Origin of the sequence: Vibrio maerlii (genome assembly GCF_003415655.1) — a bacterium.
Lineage (GTDB): Bacteria > Pseudomonadota > Gammaproteobacteria > Enterobacterales > Vibrionaceae > Vibrio > Vibrio maerlii.
This window is the reverse complement of record NZ_QRHC01000004.1, coordinates 184,119-206,371: the sequence shown is the minus strand read 5'-3', so window position 1 is coordinate 206,371 and position 22,253 is coordinate 184,119. Positions and strand designations below refer to the sequence as shown.

Below are 22,253 nucleotides of genomic sequence, written 5' to 3'. Positions count from 1 at the left end.
TGACTTAAAACATTGATCTACCAACATTAACAACTAGACTTAAGTCTTCTGCACATTATTGGATTATCATCAATGATTACTCAGCATAAGAATATTTTCACTCTTTCATCTATCGCATTATTGTTAGCCGGATGTACTCCATCTACAGAGCTAACGGCGAGCGAGAATGTCAGTGACTACGAAGGTTCAGCAAGCATTACTCAAGGGCTGGCAAAAACCGTAGAAGAGAATCTGTTTGAGTGTAAAAACGGCCGAAGCCGCGTTGCTGGTATTGGTGAGATTACCGATGCTAACGGTAAAGTCTGGACTGTTCCTGCTAAAAACCACTTCACGACCGCACCAAAAGCCATCGATTTGTATGAAGAGTGTGCCAATATTACCCCTCAAGGCATTGGAGATGTCGATGTAAGTTCAGTTCCCGTAACCATCATTGATGAAGATGGCGAAGAGATCACTGGTTACATATTTGCTGACAACTATTTCGAGCTCTATATCAATGGTCAACTCATTGCTGTAGACACGGTTCCCTTCACTCCATTCAACTCAAGTATCGTAAAATTCAAAGTAAATAAGCCATATACTATTGCCGTTAAAGTGATCGATTGGGAAGAGAATCTAGGTCTAGGTACAGAGAATAATCGAGGCAAGGCGCACCACCCTGGAGATGGTGGCTTTATCGCAAGCTTCAGTGATGGAACAGTAACGGGGCCTGACTGGCAAGCACAAACGTTCTATATCGCGCCAATTTATGATTTAACATGCTTGAGTGAAGTAGATGGCAAGCGACTATCTGACACTTGTACCACAGAAGGAACAGACAATGGTGAAAATGCTTATGCTGCCCACTGGGAAACACCAAGCAACTGGATGGCGCAAGACTTTAACGCAACGTCATGGCCTCTAGCGACAGAATATTCTGAAGATGAGATCGGTGTGAATAACAAGAAGTCTTACATGAACTTCATCGAGAAATTCAGTGGGGCTGGTGCGAGTTTCATCTGGTCTACGAACGTTGTGCTGGATAACGAAGTCCTGCTTAGGTACGAAGTAAAGTAGCCTGAAAACTTAGTCGGTGTATTGGATATAGTTTATCAATAACTAACAAGTAGAAGGAGCCACAAAGTTCGTGGCTCCTTCTAGACTAGCCTTAATCTTAAACCTCTTTCAATCTCGCTGTGAAATGACGCAATACAGGAGGTTCATAAATAAACTCAAGACCTTTCACTTTCGCCGCCCGCTCTTTGACTCTCTCAAATGCCTCAATAATGAAGTCCATATGGCTTTGCGTATAAGTAGCGCGAGGAATAGTTAAGCGCAGTAGCTCGGCTGGACAAGGGTACTGTTCGCCAGTTTCGGGATCTCGTCCTTGTAGCAATGACCCAATTTCTACCGCTCGGATACCTGCTACTTTATAGAGTTCACAAGCCAGTGTATGTGCAGGGAACTGGTGCGCTGGAATATGAGGTAGCAATTTACCGGCATCGACAAACGCTGCATGTCCACCAGCTTGTTGACAAACAACACCGATATCTTCAAGCCCATCAACCAAGTACTTAACCTGAGCAATTCGATACGCCAACCATTCTTGTCGCATGCCATCATAAAGACCCACAGCAAGGCGCTCCATTGCCCCACCCTCTAGACCACCATAAGTTGGGAAACCTTCTTGCACAACACAAAGCGTTCGGCATTCGTTGTAAGCATCTAAAAACTTTTCGTCTTTAAAACACAACAAACCGCCCATTTGCACCATGGCATCTTTCTTAGCAGACATAGCAAGACCATCAGCGTATTTGTATGTTTCGCGCGTGATTTCTTCAATCGACCAATCTTGATAGCCAGGCTCTCGCTGCTGGATAAAGTAAGCATTTTCAGCAAAACGAGCTGAGTCCATAATCACTGGAATATCGTAACGCTGTGCAACGTCATATACCGCTTTTAGATTAGCAATCGAAACTGGCTGACCACCGGCTGAGTTACAAGTAATCGTGCTCACAATATAGGGTACATTCTCCGCCCCAGCTTCTTGAATAGCATATTCCAGCTTATCCAAATCAAAGTTACCTTTAAAGTCGGCGCTCACACTGGTATCAAATGCATCTTCAAGATAAGCGTTTTTCGCTTTACAGCAGTTAACCTGTGTATGCCCCTGTGTGGTATCAAAGAAATAATTGGAGATCGCGACCATTTTTTTACGATCTAAACCTTTTTCTTTTTCGCGCTTGCTGATCAACACCGGTATGTAAATTTGCTCAGCTCCGCGTCCTTGGTGAGTTGGAATCGTATACTCATACCCAAAGATATCTTTAACTGCATCCGCAAGTGCATGATAACTGCGGCTTCCACTATACGCTTCATCACCTCTTAGCATGGCCGCTTGCATATCTTGGGTAACGGCACCTGTGCCACTGTCAGTCAGAAGGTCAATAAACACATCTTCGCTATCGAGTAAAAATGGGTTCATACCCGCTTTGAGTATCGCTTCCTCTCGGTACTCAGTCGTTGTTCTTTTTACTGGCTCAACAACGCGGATACGGAATGGTTCAGGTAAGTGCTTAAAATTTTCCATGATAATTTCCTATCAATTTCAATTAGCAGATCCTTATGTACTTTGATGTACAAAAGTTGGGGTGATCGACTAACTCTTTTTTGGATATCACGATCAGTTCCGCTCACGACACTTCGCTAAACGGAATAAATCGAAAAAAGAATAAATACCAGACACAAGGTCCAGACGAATTGAAGGGATTAAACGTCGAGCTTAGAAAGGATAGATAACTTGTAATCGTGGGTGTACCAAGCTGTAGAGCTTGATCGCCATCCATATTTATTTTTCACTTGTGTATTCATATCCATGCAATACCAAATTAAGTTATCCGTAGGCAGCTTCAAACAGTGCTGAACACCGTGAACTACTAAGACTGAATATTGTATATGTGAGAGAGAAAGTAAAATCCTCTTAGTCGTAAATGTGAACTTTATGGAGAGTAACTTCACGTTAACGTGTTATGTCCACACTATTGGCGGTGCAAATCTATTACTGTAAAACGCTAAAACCCGCTATTTACACAGCGAGTTTTAGCAATTAATTAGACATGGGTTACTTCGCATCGCGTACCAGGCGAACCCAGTTTTCAATTGAGATATAGTCCGATGCCATTTCAGAAGCCAGTTCATAATCAGAAGGATCGCCGGCCTTAGGATCACTACGTTGCGCTCCAGCACCATGCCAATCAAAGTACTCTTTGGCATCGGAGTTTTTCTTACTCCATGCCTGACCAAAAGCGACATAAACAGCCGTATGCTTAAAGTCACCTTGAGTCGTACTCGTCCAGAAATAGTAAGAATCTTCTTGTGTTATGAACTTAGCCGGCGTCACTTCAAAATACTCAGTATTGATTGCAGGTAACTCGGTCTTTTCATAATCCACTAGCGATTGAAGCTCTTTTGCATTCGGCAGTCTCCAGTCATCGTAGTTAGCAAGGGTTGAGTTATTTGCATACTCTAGTGCTTCAACCCAATCCATCCGCTCACCACTATCGTTTTTCGCCCACATTAAGCCTGTAGACTTATCAGTCACCGTTTGATCTTGATTATCTACATACTCCATATCATAAAGCGTTGTGGTGCTGCGCACGGCACGAACATAGTTCCCAGGAACAAACATGTTGTCTTCTTCTTGAATTAACGTGCCGTCAAAAAACCTACCCGTCTCGTAAGATTTAATATGACCATCTGCAAAGTTGAAACCAAAACCACCCTCAAGGCCACCATGCTCTGAAAAGTTTTGTACGTCACCTTTGATATAAACGGTACTCGACCAGAATGCCCCGGCAAAAGGCACACGTTTATCATATTCAAAATCAAAGTAATCAGTGACAATGTACGGGCTGCTTTCCTTGCCACTTTCTGGCTTCATTAGCTCCCCATCAAAATTAGCTAGTGAATAAAGCTCTTTAATTGTTGGAAGTCGCCAATCGTCATATCCGCCTAAACTCATCGCTTCTACAACAGCTTTGGAGTCTGCAAGGTTCCTCTTTTCGGTATCATGACTTTTTTGCCACATTAAACCAGTATTTAAGTCTGTGATCGTTCCATCATCGTTATCCTGGTATCGAAGAGGGTTACCCGAAATAGAAGCATCTTGACCACGATATAGAGAGCTTTCAGACATTTCCATCGGCTCCCCCTTCGTATCGTATTGAATGCTTTGCCCTGTATCCGGTAGTAATGGCGTTTCAATCTGAGCATACGCCGGATTTAGCAGCGAGAAAGTAATCACGGCTACTGCTGACACTTTTAGAACGTTAGACATAGAGACCACCTTTATTAAATCTGTATCACCATCAATAAACTCGAATGTATCCCATCAGGCGGTTAAGAAAGGGTTAACAGATTTACTCATTGCGAATAACTATCAAATAGCAAATATTTCAACTATTTTGATTAAGGCACATTAGAAGTACTAGTTCAAAGTTTCACGACAAGGATATAAGATGAATCGTCCTATTTTGACCTTAACACTCATTATCGTATCTTCTCTCCATCCAGCAATTGCAAAGAATGTTGAGATCGCACTTAAACATCAACTCGACGGATTTTTAAGCGGTTACTGCCTTGACATGGTTGGTCAGGGTGAGAAGGCTTCTATAGATAAACCCCTTCAGTCACACACCTGCTATAGCTACCGAGGTAGTCTAGGCATTGATCAAGCATTCGACTCTGAAAAGCTCACACAAAACCAGCTGTACATCACTCAATTTGATGTATGTGCTGAGCTGAGTGAACTTTCTGTTGGCGCTCAGTTAAACCTAAATACATGCGATCAATCCGAGCTTCAGCAGATTGAAATGACTAACGAAGGTTTGATTCGTCCAATTGCTAACTCAGACCTCTGCTTATCGTCTGGGTTAACGACTAAGAGAGGACGAAATGGTACATCCGACCATCAAATTAAGACTCTGACGCTCCAAGAATGCAGTGATAGTCGAGCTCACTTCCAAGAATGGTATGGTCGTTCAGCGGAATAGCCGAATAAAAAAGCTATGCATCATCGGTTGAATTTAGCGGAATACTTAATGCAAAGCTGATAGAAAAGAAAAAGCCGCTTCATCATCTAATGAAGCGGCTTTCGTATCGTCAGACTGTAAAAACAACCATAAGTTGATATTTTCGTAAATCGTGCACTTCAGCTAAATTACTGTAGTAAGAAAGTTACTTTCAGTATTCTCACGCAAACAACTCGCCCCTCTTCATCCTTGTCTAAAACCAGCGCTACGAAGGGTTTGAACATAACCTTGCTAGCAACTTCCCTAAAATTACATTTGATGAATAGCTTTTGATATCTATCACACCTCTAACCTAAAAGCTTACCCTCCCACTAAAGTGACTTTCAGATAATATCACGCCCTTATAACGCAGCTAGAATCACCACTTTCTGGCTGCGTATCAACGATATGCTTTTTGGGGTTCTACCTGTTTATGTGCTGATTAAAAAACTGACCAATCTCTTTTAGCGCATCCTCAGATTCAGGCACATCAGTAATTAAACTCGTCATGTAGTCAGCATGCGCTTGTCCATCGTAGACGTGCAAATGCGTTTCAACATCCAGTGCTCGAAGCTTGCGATGCATTCTCACCGTGTCACTCAGCAACAGATCTCTTGTACCCGAGATAAAAATGGTTGGCGGGAACGTTTCGATTTCCGCATAGATAGGCGAAATCAAAGGATTATCCATTGGTTCTCCTCCAGCATAGACTTCAAAAGCCGCATCTATCGCGCCTTCTCGCTGCCCTAGAGGATCAAGCCCTCTTAGTACATGCCATGAGTCTGACGTCTCTTTTAGATCAACTGCTGGGGTGCCAACAAATAAGGCTCCAGGTTCAGGTAAACCAAGCTCTTGAATCTTGAGCGCGGTGGCTAAAGTGATATTACCACCTGCAGAAGTGCCAAATATTGCCGTTGATTCCGGCGACTGTGTTTTGGTCAACTCTTTCCAAACCGCCACAGCATCGTCAATTGCTGCCGGGAATGGGTGCAAAGGAGGTTGGCGATAATCAACAGAAATCACTTTTGCTCCGATGCCATCTGCCAACCAAATTGCTTCACGCAAAGCTGCATCACCTCCACCTAAAACAAACGCACCGCCATGAATATGTATCAACCATTTGTCCGCATATTCCGGTGCGACATTTTTAGGCGTGACAAAAAATGTGTCGACACCAGCGAACCGTTTTTCTTCGTAGCTAACACCCAAGCGTTCGACCGCATCTCTGGCCATGTCAATTGACGGTTGGTCAGCAACTACGCGTGCATCTAGCCATTCTTGTGTAGTGTTTGGTACTGGCATAGCAGGTGGCATCACTCGATTTTCAATGATGTGCGCGAGCTCAGTAGAAATGCCTGCAGGCGTCGGAATGTCTCTTTCGTCCATCTTTAAGTTCGCTATTGCCGCTGTGCTGAAGCTAGCAAGAATTAACGCGGGAACAACGATATTTAGTTTTTTCAATTTCATCATTTTTAACACCTATTAAGTAATCGGATTAAGCAAGTATTTCACTCACAGTTAGTCTTCCATTACCGCCTGTTGTGCTCTGATAAGTACTTTATAAGATGCGAATATGTAACTCTATGAATTACAGAAATGCGTTTTTGAAACTACAAATATTAATAACCTGACTAAAGCGGAGTACTGTTCAAACTGCCAACCTAAATTCAGTTCACAAATAGCCAGTCGTTGTTAGACACTACTGGCTATTTAATTAGTTGATATAAGCACAACGCTCTGTACACAGGTTCGGTAAGTACTTAAGGCTGTTCAGTTAGCCCGATGGGATGGCAGTTTGTTTAGAACTGGTAGTTCACTTCTATGCGGTGGTCACCATCTGCATAATTGGTGCGCTCTGTCCAATTTGCAAAATAGCGAACATTAGTACGTGGGTTTATTTGATAGCTCAACGCGGCTTCGTGTAAAAAGACACTATCTTTGCCTTCCATGCCATAGTTTTTAAACGCATCTGAGCCTGACATGGTTCCGGTATACATCGGGTTGTAGTTAAACCAAATGTTGTCTGTTATGCCTAACTTGCTGTACAGACCCGCAACATAGAATGTGCCATGTAGGTCCCAACGGTCTTGCGCTTGAGCGGCACCTTCACCAGAACCATCCAGTGGAGCTCCAAACGCCACACCAACCCCCGCTAATGGGTAAAGGTTAACCGGGCCCATCGTTGGAAGCGCCTGAATAAAACTATAAGAAGCCGTGCCTTGTGTACCTATATCAGTGAAAGCTAAATCGACATCTACTTGGGTTCCACGCCCTTTTAGCAAATCAACACTGTAGTTCCGAAAGCGAATCGAGTCGATGCTGTCGTCTGCACCACGGCCATTCCAGCCCAGCGCCTCACCAGCAATACCTTTCACTTCGAAAACATTCATACCCATTGTTGTTTCGTTACCCGTATCATACGTTTGGCCAAATTTTAGATTTAAGCCTTTATCTGAGTAACCTAATCCTGCGACGGTATAAACCGCAAGTGGATCCGACATGTCTTGAACTTCTGTTTCATTGGCAATTGAATGTGTAGAAAGAGTGACAGCACTGGCAGCGCCGATACATAGAAGCGTTTTATTAATTTTCATTAGATGTGCCTTTAATTAAATCTAGGGGCACGTCCTTGTGCAGATATTGAACAATTGTTTATTTAAATTTTTGAAATGAGGCAGTAAAAGAGAGTTACCCTCAATAACGTACTGGAGCGGGTCAGTTTATTTTCTTAACCGTTGGCGTTGACCAGTTTTCATATTTTTCAAGGTCTGGGTTGTAAAGACGCATTTGTAAACTCAAATCAAGGTCACTGCGCTCTATAGGTAGCCAGTTTTCAGCAGGCACGCCTTCTGGGCGCTCTGCAGAGACAACGATACGAATGCCACCATCCTCATCAAGCTTGTAGCCGGCATTTTCACCCACGCTGTATTTCTTACGCTCGTTTGGAATAAAGAAACCGTGTCCCAAGTCATACAAGGTCAAAGACCAAAACGCTTTGGCGGGTGGCAATTCACTAGCAGTCATAACAATTTCATAGTCATTCATTGCATTCATGGCTTGACCGTCAGTGGTGATTAACTGCGGATAGAGCGCTTCCTTGGCCGGCAAGCCAATGGGTCCGACAACAGAGAGCACTGACAGTAGTTCAGGGCTGATTTCCCCTTTGGGCATGAAGACTTTGCCTGTATTTTCAGCAAGGTAATTTGGTTCTCCCATTTTCGCCCAGCTCGTTGCAGCAAAACGTTGCGCTGCTTTGCGTAGTGCAACACCGTCAATGTCAGCTGCGTCTTGTGGGTTAAAGGCTTGACCCGGTTTGATACCCAAACGGATCAGAGCCTTGAGAAGTGCTTGATCTGCCTGATCATTGACATCAAAGGTGGTGTGGTTAACCACAAATTGCATGACTTCAACAAAACGCTCTTCAAATACCTCAAAATCGGAACCGAACTCAGGGAAACGGGCAAAGTCTTCTTCAAAATTCAAAGTGTTATTGGCTACTTTAGGATTGTTGACCTGCAATGGTTCAGAGTCTAAATTCTGCTCGTTTAGGAACTCTGGCAAGGTGACAAGATTGACGCTATTCATGGCTTCGCGGTTTGCTTCTAGGCGCTCAGGTTCCGCCACATGTGGCATTACACGCAATGCTGCGCTGACAAAGTCACCGGACACCTCAAAGACCTGACCCACGCCTTTTACTGGCGTGCCATCGTAGCCTGGTGTGCGTTCGCTATAGAACAGGATAGTGGATGGTTGGCTAAAGTCGCCCTGTGAGACCGACATCGGCACATTGACGTAGTGATCATAGGCCGTAACCATCAGCGAAACGTAATTAGAATCGAACGCAGGAAATTCCATTACAACCGGTTCTTTAGTCACGTCGACCAAGGCAACTCCGTAGAGCGTGTCGTTATTAGGGCGCGCAATGGCTTTCAATGTATGATCAGCCAGTTCTGTATTCGCTCGGTATTGGTTGTAGCCACCTGTATTCAAAGGGTTGTTTTCGTCTAACGCAAACTTGTTGTTCACATTAAACATCGCCACGTAGGGATAGGTTCGCATGACCAGATTATCCATCTGTTCATCAGTCAGCTCTACACGTTCGGTTGAGTACGCCAGCCCAGTAAAAGCCAAGCCAGAGGCTAGCGTCATGATTGTCGTCAATTTTTTCATTACCTGTTCCTAATCATTTTGAGTAATTCAATATTTTTCAAATGTTCTTTTTTGAATTAAGACCATCAATTTCATAAAGGTATGACTTGATTAATTTCCAGCCCTTTATCTGTTTTAATTTCGTAGTCTTCAAGCCAGTAAATATCCGCTAGCAACCGAATATCTTTCATTAACTCGCAGCGTTCGCTTTCATCTAAAAGGTCAATATCCCCACTCCAACATGTTGATATATCGATAACTATCATTCTATCAATCTCAAGAAATTGATGGCTAAAGTGCTCATGTAATGACTCAACTTCTTGAGCGTAACTAAGTAATAAAGTGCAATTCCCTTCTCCAATATCGCAAACTCTGTATTTGCGGTCGTTTAAATACATTGTGTATTCCACTTGAATTAGCCCTGATTATTTATCTTGGTCCCATTATTAAAACAAAATTGATTAACCGATAGGAATTAGAGAAATTCATATATGAAGCGTCTTATTACCCAAATATGAATTTCTCAAAACCATAGTGATATTGAATAAAGAAAATAATATGGCCCGACGCTATTTACGTATGAATTAATCAATAAGATGTAACCGACATGAAGTTAAAGCGCTCAATCGCAACCATAAATTACTCAGCCAAATGGAAAGTTATCGTTCTCGCGGTGACTGTAGCTTTGATGCTACTCAGTGCCCTACCCTCTGCATTTGGTGAACGTGAAGCTTTGCATATTTCAAAACAATCGCACTCGGCACACTCTGATGAGGTGTATCACTATCTAATTGCTAACGATATTGATGTTCATAGCGTGAGTGAAAGTAACGACAGGTTAGTTGTGACGTTTGCGTCCAGCGGACAACAAGCTCCCGCACAAGCTTTAATATCCGAGTTCAAACAATCATTCGAAACTGTTGCACTCGCACTCGAACCATCGGCTCCTTCTTGGCTAACCTCGCTGGGTTTTCAACCGATTAAGTTTGGCTTAGATCTTCGTGGAGGCGTTCAGTTTCTGTTAGAAGTGGATCTCGTCCCCGTTTTCAATGCTCACGCACAATCTGCCATAGACGATCTTCGTCGAGAGTTTCGAGTACGTGGTCGTGTAGAAAACGGTGAAGTGACCATTACTCAATATAATGATTCGAGACTGAGTGATATTCGATCCTATTTAAGAACACAGTACCCAGATTGGACGCTGAGCCAATCTGGTGAGCGCTTAGTGGTGTCATTGGATGAGGAAGAAAGGCGTGCGATTCAAACTCTGACTGTGACGCAAAACCTTCAAACAATGCGAGGTCGCATAGAAGAGTTAGGTATCACAGAAGCATCCGTCCAACGCCAAGGTGAAAACCGAATTCGTATCGAACTGCCAGGAGTACAAGATCCGACATCGGCAAAAAACATCATTGGTGCCACTGCATCATTAGCGTTTTACCATATAGAGCCCAATGCCAGCGTGCGAACAAAATCCATCAATGACCAAGATGGTAGAGCTGTCATTCTTCAAAGAAATAGTATCTTAGGCGGCGAGCATATTATCGACGCTCGCGCTAGCTTGGGAGAAATGGGGACACCCGAAGTAAACATCACCCTTGATAGTACGGGTGGGCGTCTTATGACTAATCATTCGCGTCGCAATATCGGCAGCCCGATGGCAACTGTGTATAGCGAATACAGTCAGTCTGAAACTGGGCGATCCATTGAACAAAGTAAAGTCATCAGCGTCGCAACGATTCAATCTACACTTGGCAACCGCTTTCGCATCACAGGCGTAGGTTCCATGTCAGAAGCGCAAAATCTAGCTCTTCTTTTGAGAGCAGGTTCTCTCACCGCCCCTGTCACCATTGTTGAAGAACGTACGATTGGCCCAACGCTTGGTGCTGAAAACGTCAAAAATGGCTTTGCCGCACTCGCTTTAGGTCTGGGTTTTACTTTGGTGTTTATCGCTTGTTGGTATCGACGCCTTGGCTGGGTAGCGAATGCGGCACTGACTATCAATTTAGTATGTTTGTTTGGTCTATTGGCACTCATTCCGGGGGCAGTACTGACACTTCCGGGTATTGCAGGGCTTGTGTTAACTGTAGGTATGGCTGTCGACACCAACGTACTCATCTTTGAGCGCATCAAAGACAAGATGCGAGAAGGACGAAACTTTGCCCAAGCCATAGACAGAGGCTTCGATAGTGCTTTCTCTTCAATTTTTGATGCCAACCTCACTACCATGATCGTCGCCATCGCTTTGTATGCAATAGGTAACGGTCCGATTCAAGGCTTTGCTATCACACTTGGACTAGGGCTATTGACCAGCTTGTTTACCGGCGTATTTGCGTCTCGAATTCTTATCAACTATCTGTGGGGAAGAGACACCTCACATGAGGTAAAACTGTAATGACTAAATCAATTCACGTCACAAAAATACGTCAATTGATGACGATGATATCTCTGATTCTATTGACACTTTCCATTACTTCTATCGTCTCAAGAGGATTCAATTGGGGGCTCGATTTTACGGGAGGTGTCGTCGCCGATATTCAAACTAAGCCAAATGTATCTCAGGTTGTGATCAAATCTCACCTCGACTCGGCATTGAGCCAAGACGTACAAGTAACCGCTGCGGGCAGCGAAGGAAATTGGCAACTGCGTTTCAATCATACAGACCACGATTTGCGAGAAGAACTGAACCAAGCACTGTTGCCAATAGACAGCAATTTTCACATTGCCAACAGCAGCGTGATTGGCCCTCAGGTTGGACTAGAAATGGTCGAACAAGGCGGCTTGGCGATTTTGGCTTGTTTCGTACTTACCTTGCTGTACTTGAGCTACCGATTTGAGTGGCGATTAGCGCTAGGTTCTGTTGCGGCATTGGTTTACGACATTGTCATTGTGCTAGGTCTATTTGCAGTGACCCAAATCGAATTCAACCTAACCGTGTTGGCTGCATTATTGGCTGTGATGGGCTACTCCCTCAATGACTCGATCATCATTTCAGATCGAATCCGCGAGGTATTTCGCTCTAAGCCAAACGGTGAAACTAATGCCCTTCTCGATCAGTCAATCGTATCAACATTGTCACGGACACTGGTCACATCAGGCACCACCTTAGTCACAGTCTCATCACTTTGGCTATTAGGCGGGAGTGCACTAGAAGGCTTTGCCATTGCACTTTGCGTCGGTATTTTCAGTGGGACATGGTCTTCTATCTCGATAGGTACGTTGCTACCAACTTGGGTGGGTCTAAAACCAATCCACTATAAGCAAGAAGAAGCTGACTCCCTTCAAAGCATGCCTTAGCTGTTAATTACTTAGAACGCTATCGGGTGACGTTCGCTCGTCTGATAGCAACAAAGAATTTCTCTAATTCATGGTCTGAACCACCTGTTCATCTTAAGTTAACAACATGGTTAGACGCATAGCTTTGTAGATTTCGTTTTAGATGCAAAAGCTTAAACACATAACTTGAAACGAACCGTTTGCTGCACAGGAAATTGCAGTATTCACCCGATTTACTCTCGTTAAAGGACATTAGCGAGCCTTCGGTTACTCAATAAAGGCTCAACATGCTCAACGTACTCAAACAAGAATACAAACTGCCACTTGGCATTGTTGCCGTTCTATTTTTTAAGCTGATCGGCGACAATTTACTCACAGGAGAACTCTCTCAGTTCGCCTACATAATGATTACTGCTGTGCTGTTTTACGCAGTGATGAGCGCGATTTTTTCTGTTGTCCGCCACTCAGATGCTCTGGCGATAAAGCTTGGCGACCCATACGGCACACTTATATTGACGCTATCTGTTGTCTTACTCGAAGTCATCATGGTCTCGTCAGTTATGTTAACAGGCGAATCGAACCCCTTCTTAGCACGTGACACCATGTTTGCTGTCGTGATGGCAGTGCTTAATGGCTTTGTTGGTATCACCTTGTTGATCGGTGGTATGAAATACCATACTCAAACCTACAACCTTGATGGAATAAAAGCGTACTTAGTCGCCATTATCCCACTTGCATTACTGTGTTTGGTACTCCCTAATTTCACCAGTATGGATCCGCTGGGTAACATGTCGGCCAGTCTAACTTGGACATTGGTACTCGCTTCAATCGCTTTGTATGCCGTATTCCTGTTCATTCAAACACGCAGCCATACCGACTACTTCATTGATGGTGATAACGAAGATCATCATGAACACCACGGACCACTGCATAGCAACATCTTCCATACCATTATGTTGGTGAGCTATTTAGTCGTCGTGATTTTATTAGCGAAAAGCCTCGCGATTCCAATTAACGATGGCATCACTGAAATGGGCGCACCTGCGGCTCTAGGTGGTTTGATTGTTGCCTTGATAATTCTCGCCCCAGAAGCGGTTGGTGCCGTTAAAGCTGCCGTGACCAATCAATTACAGCGCGCGATGAACCTCTTCTTTGGTTCGGTTCTCGCCACAATTGCACTAACCGTTCCCGCTGTTTTGCTGATTTCTGGGGTAATGAACGAACCCATCCAACTCGGACTCGCCCCTGCTGAAATGGTGTTATTGGGTGCAACGCTATTAATGACAAGCGTAAGCTTTAGCAGCGGAAGAACCAACTCGCTCAATGGTGCAACCCACCTCATCCTGTTCTTTGCCTACATCATCTTAATGTTTGATTAAAACGCATTGTGGGCTCCAGCACTCAACAGCCAGAGCCCACGCTAACTTGGAGTTTCCATGCAAGAGATTATTTCCGCAATTTGGCTGCAAGACTTTGATGCCTTACTTGAATTGAATTCACTGCACATTTTATTGCTTTTGCTTGGCGTCGTGCTTTTCCTTGAGTCGAGTTTTGTTTTCTTACCACTACCCGGTGATGGCCTAGTGCTGTTTGTCGGGGGAATGATTGGTTTGGGCGCGATTGATTTTTCAAGTGCTTTAGTACTTCTCACTAGTGCCTCTTTTTTTGGAAGCATCATTGCTTATCTACAAGGGCGTTGGCTGCACAATACTCAATTCATGCGTAAAGCCGAGCAAACCCTTCCAGATGAATCATTACCCAAGGCAAAGAGACTATTAAACCGCTACGGTTTTTTATCCTTATTCGTTTCGCGGTTTGTTCCATTTGTCCGCGTATTGACCCCAATGCTAATGGGCGTTGCACAGCTAAGTGTAATTCGAACGCTTGTTGTCAGTTTCACTAGTTCGATTACATGGGTCTTCAGTCTATTGCTGCTCGGAAAGTGGATCATGCGCCACCCATTCGTCTCTCAATATCAAGAGCTGATTACAAAGTGGTTCTTAATGGGCAGTTTAATCCTGATGGTCACCGCATTTATCGCCCTCTTTATTCGGCTTGCAACCAAGAAGCGACAACCACAAACATCCGAATGAAATCGCTTCAATCGCATTCTCACTTATTGTCAAAGGTCTAACATATGACATTAATCACATTAGCTTTTTCATCAGAAGGGGCGGAAACGCTGTACCTCAAAATACTGGAGTGTCTCACTCTAAGAAAGGCGAAACGACTGAACCAAACGCTTCTAGAAGCTGAACCCGTCGAACTGCCATCAGTATTAAGGAAACTCTCTGACCAGCAACGTATCGCCACTTGGACTCTCTTAAGCGAAGTAAACCCAAGCCTTGCTGCCAACTTACTTGATCACTTATCTGATCCCGAGCTTCTATGGCTGATCAGTCAACTATCTGAAAGCAGCACCATAGTGCTATTTCAATATTTGCATTCCGCAGACCGCCGGCTGCTACTCAATGAGCTGCCAAGCGACCTACAAAAACAGCTCAGGCAAGCCCTACCTTCGACATGGAAAGACGAAGAGCGTGCTGCCCTGAAATACCCACAAGACTCTGCGGGAGGTATTTGCAAGAGCGAAGTCCTCAAACTGGCAGCAGACGCTACCATCGACAGTTTGAGCGCAATATTAAGCGCAGAAGAACATAACTTAGATCGACTAGAGTGGCGTTACGTTTATTTGCATGACAATGAAGGTAGTTATTTAGGCGGGCTGAAGATCCGTGACGTACTGTTGCTAGCACGTGGCACGTCATTATGGGAATACATAGATACCACCGTGCCCGTTATCAGCCCTGACACGGATCTAAATACAATTAAAAGTACGCTGGACACCACTTTACACCCCGTTATTCCCATCGTTGATGAACAAGGTTTCCAAATGGGCATCGTCGGCTTTAAGCATCTTAATGAAGCTCTATATCAACGTTCGAAGCAGCAAATGCTGGAGCAATCTGGAGTATTTGGCGGTGATGAGTCTCGCGCCATGCCAATACTTAAACGTAACCTACGCCGACTCACCTTTTTGCTGCCTTCGGTTGCCTTAAGTTATGCCGCTATTTCAATCATTGCGATTTACGAACCCATCATTGAACAAATCGCCGTCTTAGCAGCCGTGTTGCCGCTTGTCGCAAACCTTTCTGGTGCGGCTGGAAATCAATCCGTTGCAGTATCAATACGTGAACTATCAATGGGACAGATCTCTGCCAAAGATCTGCTGTATGTCGTCGCGAAAGAGATTCCAATCGGCGCGATCAATGGAATGCTCATTGGTGGTGTTTTGGCTCTGCTTACGTTGTTCACGCTTGGCGGGGAGCACTCTGGATTGCCATTGGTTGTCGCGATTGCTTACACACTTTCTTCCACTCTTGCTGTCGTGATTGGAGGTACATTGCCATTGCTACTAAAACGGCTCAACTTCGACCCAGCCATGCTGTCAAGCCCAATGCTGACAACCTTAACCGACGCAATTTCGTTCTTCAGTGTTCTGTATCTAGCACACGCTTTTTTACTGTGATCTAACTTGCTTTTTCATCACAAAACAGCCCAGCTTTGAGCCCCAACCAGTTTTGGTTGGGGCTTTTTTTTGTTTATACGTTTAGCAAATATGAATCGCTGTAATTCATAGTCAAAAACTAAGTCGATAAATAAAATAGCACCATAAACAAACACAACTAGGATTTATATTTATGAAACTAACTAAAACATCTCTATTAATTGCATCACTTATTTCTTCACCCTTAGTGCTTGCAAATGCCAATATTGATTTTTCGGATTCTAAAGAACATTATTCGGGATTTAATATTGGTTACGGCAGCAACGATTTCGATTTTGGCCTGCAATATGCCAAATCATTAAATAATAATTGGAGTTTGCTAAGTTCATATAGTAGCGGAGACAATTTTGATAACCACGAATTTGGCTTTGACTTCCAACGTACTGATGGGCTAGGAGGAGCATTTAATTATCACTATGATACTGACTATCAATCTAGAGATTTACGTGCAAACGACTACCAGTTCACATTATACCATTCAAGCAACGTCACGGATAAGCTTAGCCTGATTCCTGAAATTGCACTAGGTAATTTAAAACATCAAGACATGAGCAGCAGTGTTTACTACACCAGTGCATCACTTGATATGACTTACAACCTTAACCCTAGCCTGTGGGTGGGATTCACTCCTGAATACACTTACAGTCTCGGTAAAATAAGAGAGGATAATGGCAATCAGTCAAAACTAAGAGATTGGGATTACACAGCAGAACTTGGTTATCAATTTAATAATACAAGCGCATTCGTGTATAGCTACCAATATGATGATGGTAATAACCTGTCATTATTTTCTTTTAAACACTCATTCTGAGTTATTAGAGCTGCCAGCAACAGGCAGCTCTTTTTTAATACCTAATTTCCAACATTTAAATAAGTGAGTTCCTTTGAAGACTAAACTATTACTTCTTAGTTGTGTTCTTAGCACCTATTCAATCGCAGAAGAAAACACGAACAACTTTGACTCTGCTGTAGAAGAATTTACAGAAGCGACCATAGAAACAGCACCCGTTGATTTCACCGACCCGACCGCTGCCTATAGCTCACTTCAATTGGGTTATAGTAGTGAAGGCTTTGATACCGGATTTGGTTATGCAAGAACGATCAATGACAACTGGGCAGCATTGATTTTTGCGCAATCTCTGAACAATTTTGACACATACAGATTCCGAGCAGCAGCTTTAAGCACCAATTATGGTAGTGGCATAATGGGTGATTACTTATATGACGACCGTAACGATACACACACTTTCGTATTGAACGCGATGCAAGTCCTACCACTGCATGAACGTCTCATTGTCGCACCAGTCATTGGCGCAGGCGCCATTTCCAGTAACTACCTCGATAAAGAAGTGCCTATTGCCATGGCGCAGTTATACAGTGTGGTGACCATTGCAAAGCAAGCCTCTATAATGATTGCTCCAATTTATACGATGTCTTTGAGCGACCAAACGCTTAAAATCAATACGTTAGACTGGGAAAGTAGTTTCTCCTATCGAGTCGCAGATAATCAAAACGTTTCACTCTATTATGGCGTCTATGAAAAGGCCGACAATAAACTTGGTTTGAACTATACGTACGCGTTTTAACTGAATTATGGATTCGATTATCTATCGCGTACCATATACTTGGTTCATTAATCACCTATACGTGCCTAACAAACCAATGCACGCTAACTCGGGTCTCGTACTCCACTTAGAATTATAATATTCTTTTCGTAACACGGATGTTGTTAGCCCTCCTTTTACTTGCCCTCGTGATATCACTCATTTATTTGAAAGCGAATTTGTGTTCACTGCTCACCCTGCGGATTGGGTCAAACATTCTTTAACATATGTCACCCCTAAACTATTGAACAAACGCCAATTTCCCTTATTCTTAAAGGAAACTTTCAAACCTCATTGCGAAAGGTAACCCATGAAAGAACTTCAAGACTTAGACCTAAATCTGCTCAAGTTGCTCAAAGCTGTTGTTGAAACTCGTAATACTCATGCCGCAGCAGACAAGCTTGGTATATCACAAACCAGCGTCAGTAGAGGGATGGCTAAGTTAAGAGAAACGTTTGGCGATCAACTTTTTATTCGTAAAGCTCACGGCGTTGAGCCATCTGAGCTAGCAGAGAAACTAGCCGAAGCAGCAGATGAAATGTATTCTCCGCTAATTAAAGTCGTTGAGTCCTATCACAACTTTGATCCAAAAGAGTTTACTGGTGAAATCACCATTGCCTTGAACATATTTTTGCTCGAACTGTATGGGGATCGTATCTTTGAAGCACTACAAAAAGCCTTACCGCGTGCAAGCTTCAAAATGGTGTATTGGCAAGATAAAAACCTGGCTGAAATGTTAAATGGTCAAGTGGACTATTTGTTACAGCTTGCGGGTATCCCTTTACCACAAGATATCTACTTGCATAAACTCCAGGAAGTAAAGTTGTGTTTAATCGCGCGCAAAGATCACCCTGTATTGCAAAAAAGTAGTCAATGGGAAGACATTCATCATTTACCGCTCACTAGAATAATGATTGATGGAATAAACACCAAAAGAGCCCCTGTGGAAGATGTTTACATTTCTAGGGGTTACAAGGCAAACATGGCACTTTCTACGCACAGCCTAACCGTTCTACTCAGCAAACTTAGAAATACAGATGCCATCTCTTTTGGTAGCCGCATTATGACCGAAAATCAACCTGAACTGAGTTGTTATCCACTTCCTAAGTTGCCCAAAGAGTTACGACAAATTGGGATTGAAGGGGGCTACCTCCAATCCAAAAGAGGTTTTCCTCTTCATCAACTACTTCATCAAACCATGCAAAGTTTCTTTGATAGCGTAGTTCAATCTGACTAACACTGCCGAACTCATCAGACTCAAGGGTTACTATCAACAAAAAGGTCTATCATTGAGAAGGGGCTTTAGCCCCCTTTTATCAATATACAGTCCAGTGCATATTAAGCCGAGGGCAGACGTACCGCAGAGGTTGCTGATGGATACATGATGGTATTTTTAATTTCGAACTTATATTCGTAGCTGAAATCAGGGAACGGGAAGGCTTGTTCTTCATGCCATTGAGCAACCACTTGTTCCGCTTTTCGTTTCTGTTCTTGATTTTCCTCAGGTACCTTATCGAATAACTGGTATTGCGTAGAATGCGCAATCTTCGCACCAACAACATCGACCTGAGTCAGCATTGAAAAAAGTATATCTTCTTGCACCGCCATAAACTCTTCATGATCGCGGCAACATATGTATGCCATCATGTTGATGTTAATGGAGTACTCCCCTACTCCCATCAATCGAACCCGAACCGGTTCTTCTTCAATCATAGGGTGCTGCAATAACAAACGGCGAATATTAACAATGAGAACCCGAAGCTGCTCAAGTGTCGTTTCTGAACGGAGCCTAATAATATGATCCATGCGTCGTTTATCACGTCGCTCTAAGTTATCAATCTCCATATTGGCAAACTCAGAATTTGGGATGGTAATTAACGAGCGTTCTAAGGTTCGAACACGCGTTGACCGTAAGCCTATACTCTCTATGGTCCCAAGCTTATCCCCATAGCGGCAAAACTCACCAAGTTTTACTCCACCGTCAGCATAGAGTGTGAGTCCGTTGATAACGTTTTCCAAGATTGGTCGAACCGCCAACGCGACTGCTAGACCACCAACCCCCAGACCAGCAAGAATAGGTGAGATTGAAAAACCCATGAACTCAATGACGTAAACGCCAAGAATGACAATTGTTAGGCCACCAAAAATACGAGCGAGCACAGTGATCAATGATGAATCAACATGCTTTCCGTTATGCTTTTTAAAGGCATAGATGTTGGCAAAGTAGTTAAAAATCGCCATGATAAGCCATGAGACAAAGAAGAACTGAGCAAGTAAAAATAAAGTAGTAAACAGTTGATAAACACTCCCTGTAATCCAAATACCATCGTCAATTACCCATCTGGACAGAAACAATAAATTCACAACCCCGACTAATGAGAACAATCTTCCTGTCCGCCATTTTATTCCTCTACTCTCCCAGCGCTGATTCCAACGTTCTCCTAAAATAAAACTGATTTTCATCAACAGCCGGCACAAGATGAGGACTCCACCAAAAGCTAACCATTGCCAAAGTGGTAATGGACCGTGAAGCTGATTAAATGATTGAGGTAGAGATAAGATGAACTGCTTAGAAAATAGTGGCCCGGGGCTTATTAGAAACTCTTGATAATAATCGGTACGGTGCTCTTCATAATACGGAGACACTGACATCGTGCGATACCAACGAGGTAAGCTTTGGATGGTACTCGAGCTGAATAAGAACTGGTCACTACGGCCTCCCTCCAATTGGCGTGATATTACGATTTCCGTATTTCCAAATCGCCAGTGATCAATCCCTTGCTCTACAACTTGATCAAGACGGGGAGCAAGCTTGAGAGTCTTTGGATCTATTCGGTCAAGTAACTCTCTAAGTAAAATCACTTTTTCCATAACAACTACGGTTCTGCTGCGATTTGGCACCATCGAGAGATCCATCGTTCGTTGAACTTGGGAGTAGGCGTACTGGGCTTCTTTTAAATGTAGCGATTCTTGCTGCCAATGTTCAATAACAATGTTTGAGTTTCGCATAAAACTGGTTAACGTCTTGCTAGGGCTAGAGGTGTCTGATAACTCAAGAGTTGCGCTTGATATTGCAAATGAGCTGAATATCAGTAAGCACAATCCAAGTAGTGTTTTGTATTGAATTCTGATCACCTTTTTCTCCTGCTAGTCTGTTCGGGTATCTCCAGCATTGGAGCTATTGAATATGAATGATCAGATATGGATTGATATTGAGAATAATGGTAGCTCGCTCGCAATAACGTAGCGACGCACCTGAATATAGAAGCGAATACCTTTGTCATCATAGCCCCCTATAGTAAGAAGCCACCTCCCTGTGAATAGTTTCCTGGTTGAGATCCCTTTAATTAATAATTAATGTACTTATTAAAGAAGTTCCTTAGTTCATTAAGTGCATCATCTGACTCGGGCATATCAAATAAAAGACTATTCATATAATCGCCATGAGATTGGCCGTCATAGATATGAAGATCGGTATCTACATTCGCACCACGCAGGTGACGATGCATACGAACCGTGTCGCTGAGTAACAGGTCACGAGTACCCGAGATGAATATCGTTGGTGGAAACTCTTCAATCTCGGCATAAATCGGCGAAATAAGCGGGTTATCTAAAGGCTCACCACCAGCATAAAGGTCAAATGTACCTTGAATGGTACCTTCTCTCTGGATAAGTGGGTCAAGACCTTGGAGCGTTAACCAAGAATCCGATGTCTCTTTCAAATCGACAGCAGGCGTTCCTGCAAACAAAGCACCTGGCATTGGAAGCCCTAACTCTTGGAGTTTAAGCGTGGTCGCAAGGGTCAAGTTGCCGCCAGCCGATGTACCAAAGATAGCTGTTGCATCCGGAGACTGAGTTTTGATCAGTTCCTTCCAAACGGAGACTGCATCATCAACTGCAGCAGGGAATGGATGTAAAGGTGGTTGGCGGTAGTCAATGGAAATCACTTGTGCCCCTAACCCATCTGCGACCCAAATCGCTTCACGTAAAGCAACCTCACCACCACCAAAAACGAATGCCCCACCATGAATGTGAACTAACCATTTACCTTTGTACTCTGGTGCTATGTTCTTTGGGGTGACCAAGAATGTATCAACTCCTGCAATTTGTTTAGTTTCATAAGTCACACCCGAACGCTCTAGCGCTTTATGCGTAACTTCGATTCCTGGCGCATCAAACTGGGTTTGCAGCGTTAACCATTCTTCGGTGTTAGCTGGCACTGGCAATGGCGCTGGAATCGTTCTGTTCTCTATAATTTGAGCGAACTCTGATGAAACCCCTGCCGGAGTTGGAATCGTTCGCTCATCTATAGTGATAGATGCAAATGCTGTGCTAATTGATAAGCCAATAGATAAGGTAGGGATGAGTGTGTTTAATAGTTTCTTTTTCATTTTAAATCCAATTTGAGCATGTAAACCGTTGTTGGTTAAGTACAACTATTATTCGTTCAAAATATTGAATTGACGATGAATTACAGCAATTCAAATTTGCCCATTAATCATTCAATTATGAATTTCTCTAATTCCTTTTCCTACTTAACGGCCCTGTTCATAATCCTCTCACCAACGTGAGGATTGAGCATGAAATATTTACCTGCCTGCATGATAT

The 22,253-nt window shown here is 43.4% G+C and carries 18 protein-coding genes; 10 read left to right on the top strand and 8 right to left on the bottom strand.

Annotated elements, in window-relative coordinates; all coding sequences use genetic code 11:
- Nucleotides 1–72 precede the first annotated feature (72 nt).
- Nucleotides 73–1,056, top strand: coding sequence for a hypothetical protein (locus tag DPF91_RS08405; RefSeq protein ID WP_117233963.1), 984 nt, complete (start codon nucleotides 73–75; stop codon nucleotides 1,054–1,056).
- 97 nt (nucleotides 1,057–1,153) lie between these two features.
- Here the strand turns inward: DPF91_RS08405 and tnaA are convergent, their stop codons facing one another.
- Both tnaA and DPF91_RS08395 read right to left on the bottom strand, forming a co-directional pair.
- Nucleotides 1,154–2,569 (bottom strand): tryptophanase, encoded by a 1,416-nt coding sequence (tnaA, locus tag DPF91_RS08400; RefSeq protein ID WP_117233962.1) that lies wholly within the window; start codon nucleotides 2,567–2,569, stop codon nucleotides 1,154–1,156.
- A gap of 531 nt (nucleotides 2,570–3,100) precedes the next feature.
- On the bottom strand, nucleotides 3,101–4,315 hold the full coding sequence (locus tag DPF91_RS08395) for an Lcl C-terminal domain-containing protein (protein ID WP_117233961.1): 1,215 nt from the start codon (nucleotides 4,313–4,315) through the stop codon (nucleotides 3,101–3,103).
- Nucleotides 4,316–4,496: 181 nt separating this feature from the next.
- On the opposite strand from DPF91_RS08395, the gene DPF91_RS08390 reads away from it, so the two are divergent.
- Nucleotides 4,497–5,030: a hypothetical protein gene (locus tag DPF91_RS08390; RefSeq protein ID WP_117233960.1), complete on the top strand. Its 534-nt coding sequence runs from the start codon at nucleotides 4,497–4,499 to the stop codon at nucleotides 5,028–5,030.
- Between the two features lie 441 nt (nucleotides 5,031–5,471).
- Here DPF91_RS08390 and DPF91_RS08385 read toward each other — a convergent pair whose 3' ends face one another.
- The 4 genes from DPF91_RS08385 to DPF91_RS08370 form a co-directional block, all read right to left on the bottom strand.
- Nucleotides 5,472–6,515, bottom strand: coding sequence for an alpha/beta hydrolase (locus tag DPF91_RS08385; protein WP_117234220.1), 1,044 nt, complete (start codon nucleotides 6,513–6,515; stop codon nucleotides 5,472–5,474).
- A gap of 332 nt (nucleotides 6,516–6,847) precedes the next feature.
- A complete protein-coding gene (locus tag DPF91_RS08380; protein WP_117233959.1) occupies nucleotides 6,848–7,642 on the bottom strand; it encodes a hypothetical protein in 795 nt (264 codons plus the stop codon).
- Nucleotides 7,643–7,763: 121 nt separating this feature from the next.
- Nucleotides 7,764–9,218 carry a DUF1214 domain-containing protein gene (locus DPF91_RS08375; protein ID WP_206355548.1) on the bottom strand — a complete coding sequence of 485 codons (1,455 nt, stop codon included), beginning with the start codon at nucleotides 9,216–9,218 and terminating at the stop codon, nucleotides 7,764–7,766.
- 71 nt (nucleotides 9,219–9,289) lie between these two features.
- Nucleotides 9,290–9,595, bottom strand: coding sequence for a hypothetical protein (locus DPF91_RS08370; protein WP_241033791.1), 306 nt, complete (start codon nucleotides 9,593–9,595; stop codon nucleotides 9,290–9,292).
- A 209-nt stretch (nucleotides 9,596–9,804) separates the two neighbouring features.
- Between DPF91_RS08370 and secD the strand changes: the two genes are divergently transcribed.
- The 8 genes from secD (at nucleotide 9,805) to DPF91_RS08330 (ending at nucleotide 18,882) form a co-directional block, all read left to right on the top strand.
- Nucleotides 9,805–11,592: a protein translocase subunit SecD gene (gene secD / locus DPF91_RS08365; protein ID WP_117233957.1), complete on the top strand. Its 1,788-nt coding sequence runs from the start codon at nucleotides 9,805–9,807 to the stop codon at nucleotides 11,590–11,592.
- Nucleotides 11,592–12,494 (top strand): protein translocase subunit SecF, encoded by a 903-nt coding sequence (gene secF / locus DPF91_RS08360; protein WP_117233956.1) that lies wholly within the window; start codon nucleotides 11,592–11,594, stop codon nucleotides 12,492–12,494. Before secD ends, secF begins: the two co-directional genes overlap by 1 nt.
- 266 nt (nucleotides 12,495–12,760) lie before the next feature.
- Nucleotides 12,761–13,852 (top strand): calcium:cation antiporter, encoded by a 1,092-nt coding sequence (locus tag DPF91_RS08355; RefSeq protein ID WP_117233955.1) that lies wholly within the window; start codon nucleotides 12,761–12,763, stop codon nucleotides 13,850–13,852.
- A gap of 57 nt (nucleotides 13,853–13,909) precedes the next feature.
- On the top strand, nucleotides 13,910–14,566 hold the full coding sequence (locus DPF91_RS08350; protein WP_104029169.1) for a DedA family protein: 657 nt from the start codon (nucleotides 13,910–13,912) through the stop codon (nucleotides 14,564–14,566).
- A gap of 44 nt (nucleotides 14,567–14,610) precedes the next feature.
- Nucleotides 14,611–16,002: a magnesium transporter gene (locus tag DPF91_RS08345; protein ID WP_117233954.1), complete on the top strand. Its 1,392-nt coding sequence runs from the start codon at nucleotides 14,611–14,613 to the stop codon at nucleotides 16,000–16,002.
- 172 nt (nucleotides 16,003–16,174) lie between these two features.
- Nucleotides 16,175–16,852 carry a hypothetical protein gene (locus DPF91_RS08340; protein WP_117233953.1) on the top strand — a complete coding sequence of 226 codons (678 nt, stop codon included), beginning with the start codon at nucleotides 16,175–16,177 and terminating at the stop codon, nucleotides 16,850–16,852.
- Between the two features lie 73 nt (nucleotides 16,853–16,925).
- Entirely contained in the window at nucleotides 16,926–17,627 is a 702-nt protein-coding gene (locus DPF91_RS08335; RefSeq protein WP_117233952.1) for a hypothetical protein, read from the top strand.
- 328 nt (nucleotides 17,628–17,955) lie between these two features.
- The gene (locus tag DPF91_RS08330; protein WP_117233951.1) at nucleotides 17,956–18,882 is read left to right on the top strand and encodes a LysR family transcriptional regulator; all 927 of its coding nucleotides are present in this window, start codon (nucleotides 17,956–17,958) and stop codon (nucleotides 18,880–18,882) included.
- A 101-nt stretch (nucleotides 18,883–18,983) separates the two neighbouring features.
- Here DPF91_RS08330 and DPF91_RS08325 read toward each other — a convergent pair whose 3' ends face one another.
- Both DPF91_RS08325 and DPF91_RS08320 read right to left on the bottom strand, forming a co-directional pair.
- The gene (locus tag DPF91_RS08325) at nucleotides 18,984–20,780 is read right to left on the bottom strand and encodes a mechanosensitive ion channel family protein (RefSeq protein WP_241033790.1); all 1,797 of its coding nucleotides are present in this window, start codon (nucleotides 20,778–20,780) and stop codon (nucleotides 18,984–18,986) included.
- A 212-nt stretch (nucleotides 20,781–20,992) separates the two neighbouring features.
- A complete protein-coding gene (locus DPF91_RS08320; protein WP_117233950.1) occupies nucleotides 20,993–22,036 on the bottom strand; it encodes an alpha/beta hydrolase in 1,044 nt (347 codons plus the stop codon).
- Nucleotides 22,037–22,253: the final 217 nt, after the last annotated feature.

Coding starts and splice junctions, on each gene's coding strand:
- DPF91_RS08380 (WP_117233959.1), bottom strand. CDS start 7,642: ATGAAAATTAATAAAACGCTTCTATGTATCGGCGCTGCCAGTGCTGTC.
- secF (WP_117233956.1), top strand. CDS start 11,592: ATGACTAAATCAATTCACGTCACAAAAATACGTCAATTGATGACGATG.
- DPF91_RS08355 (WP_117233955.1), top strand. CDS start 12,761: ATGCTCAACGTACTCAAACAAGAATACAAACTGCCACTTGGCATTGTT.
- DPF91_RS08350 (WP_104029169.1), top strand. CDS start 13,910: ATGCAAGAGATTATTTCCGCAATTTGGCTGCAAGACTTTGATGCCTTA.
- secD (WP_117233957.1), top strand. CDS start 9,805: ATGAAGTTAAAGCGCTCAATCGCAACCATAAATTACTCAGCCAAATGG.
- DPF91_RS08390 (WP_117233960.1), top strand. CDS start 4,497: ATGAATCGTCCTATTTTGACCTTAACACTCATTATCGTATCTTCTCTC.
- tnaA (WP_117233962.1), bottom strand. CDS start 2,569: ATGGAAAATTTTAAGCACTTACCTGAACCATTCCGTATCCGCGTTGTT.
- DPF91_RS08405 (WP_117233963.1), top strand. CDS start 73: ATGATTACTCAGCATAAGAATATTTTCACTCTTTCATCTATCGCATTA.
- DPF91_RS08370 (WP_241033791.1), bottom strand. CDS start 9,595: ATGTATTTAAACGACCGCAAATACAGAGTTTGCGATATTGGAGAAGGG.
- DPF91_RS08320 (WP_117233950.1), bottom strand. CDS start 22,036: ATGAAAAAGAAACTATTAAACACACTCATCCCTACCTTATCTATTGGC.
- DPF91_RS08330 (WP_117233951.1), top strand. CDS start 17,956: ATGAAAGAACTTCAAGACTTAGACCTAAATCTGCTCAAGTTGCTCAAA.
- DPF91_RS08395 (WP_117233961.1), bottom strand. CDS start 4,315: ATGTCTAACGTTCTAAAAGTGTCAGCAGTAGCCGTGATTACTTTCTCG.
- DPF91_RS08375 (WP_206355548.1), bottom strand. CDS start 9,218: ATGAAAAAATTGACGACAATCATGACGCTAGCCTCTGGCTTGGCTTTT.
- DPF91_RS08385 (WP_117234220.1), bottom strand. CDS start 6,515: ATGAAATTGAAAAAACTAAATATCGTTGTTCCCGCGTTAATTCTTGCT.
- DPF91_RS08340 (WP_117233953.1), top strand. CDS start 16,175: ATGAAACTAACTAAAACATCTCTATTAATTGCATCACTTATTTCTTCA.
- DPF91_RS08345 (WP_117233954.1), top strand. CDS start 14,611: ATGACATTAATCACATTAGCTTTTTCATCAGAAGGGGCGGAAACGCTG.